Annotated in this window: 1 protein-coding gene; it reads right to left on the bottom strand. The window is 50.7% G+C overall.

The features are described from left to right. Positions 1-224: 224 nt before the first annotated feature. Positions 225-953: a metallophosphoesterase family protein gene (locus AACY07_RS24255; protein WP_339478295.1), complete on the bottom strand. Its 729-nt coding sequence runs from the start codon at positions 951-953 to the stop codon at positions 225-227. Positions 954-1224: the final 271 nt, after the last annotated feature.

Below are 1224 nucleotides of genomic sequence, written 5' to 3'. Positions count from 1 at the left end.
TTTCGGTCACTTGATTGACCGCTTGGATTTTGAATTCTTCGGGGTAACGCGGGTTGCTCATGGCACCTCCTAATTGGCCTCAGTTTAAGGCAAAGAGATGTCTACGAAACCCGGGGCGATTCAGACTCACGCTAAAGATCAACCGTTCGAGCAAGCTCACACCCGCTAGTTTTGATCTATCAACTCCGAGCCCAATGGAGGACACCGACGAGATCTATTTACCCTCAAACCACCACCAAGCACTCAGGATCGAAGCCTGTCCTTTGACCTGGGTAACCCCGCGGATTGGAAACAACTCGGCACCCATTCCTGAAAAAGTCTGCTGCAAAATGCGTGTGCCCATGTATCCAAAGATCAGCCTTACTAAGTAACTCTGACCAATCGTTCGCATAGGCAGCAGCAAGATGTCCGGGGTGATCGTCACCCAGATGATCCAACACTGGTGCATGGTGTGTGACCACCACTGTTTTGCCGTCGAAAGGTCTATTAAGCTCTTGGGTTAACCAGCGGCGAGCTCTCATTGACTTAGCGACTAGGTCGTCTGGACGCAAGCGCCTGTAATCCAAGTCGGCTCGAATCACCAAAAAATCGTTCATCGAATCCCATGCAAGCCGCTTTGCCGCAACCACATCACCGGTAGCCGAATAATCCGTCCAGGCAGTTGTGACCAAAAAGCGTGTGCCATCGAGAATGAGCATCTCGTTTTCGAGTACATGCACATGGGGCAATGCAGCTTCTTTCATCTTTCGCAATGTGTGACCTATGTGCCCGCCGTAATATTCGTGATTGCCACACACATAGATCACAGGGCACTGGAATGTGTCGTTCGCCCATTTCACGCCCCGCGATTTGATATCAATGTCACCGGCGAGAATTACTACGTCCGTGTCGCTTGGGGTGGGATCGAACCTAGCGAACTCGAGGTGCAGGTCAGAGTAAATCTGAATTTTCATAACAGACGACCAGTTTCGATTTAGATGTACTTTGGATAACGCTGCGGCAGCCGGCCTCCTAGGGTGGCTCGTCTTGCAAGGAGAGGCTGCGTTTACGACTTAGATTAAAAAATCACTCGGAGTCCTTTTAGAGAGTGGGCATCTATAAGACGACCTGGGGCATCGGTATAAGCCTTTTCGTCATCTATGTTGTGAAGACATACCCGACATCCCGTGGAGTCATATCCCACCAGCAACCCCGAAAGCCCCTCCATGATCCACTTGCCGTTTT

It is taken from the genome of Pseudomonas sp. RL_5y_Pfl2_69 (assembly GCF_963970465.1).
Taxonomy (GTDB): domain Bacteria; phylum Pseudomonadota; class Gammaproteobacteria; order Pseudomonadales; family Pseudomonadaceae; genus Aquipseudomonas.
Note: the sequence above shows the minus strand (reverse complement) of the source record. Positions and strands in the feature narration are given on the sequence as shown.

Coding starts and splice junctions, on each gene's coding strand:
- AACY07_RS24255 (WP_339478295.1), bottom strand. CDS start 953: ATGAAAATTCAGATTTACTCTGACCTGCACCTCGAGTTCGCTAGGTTC.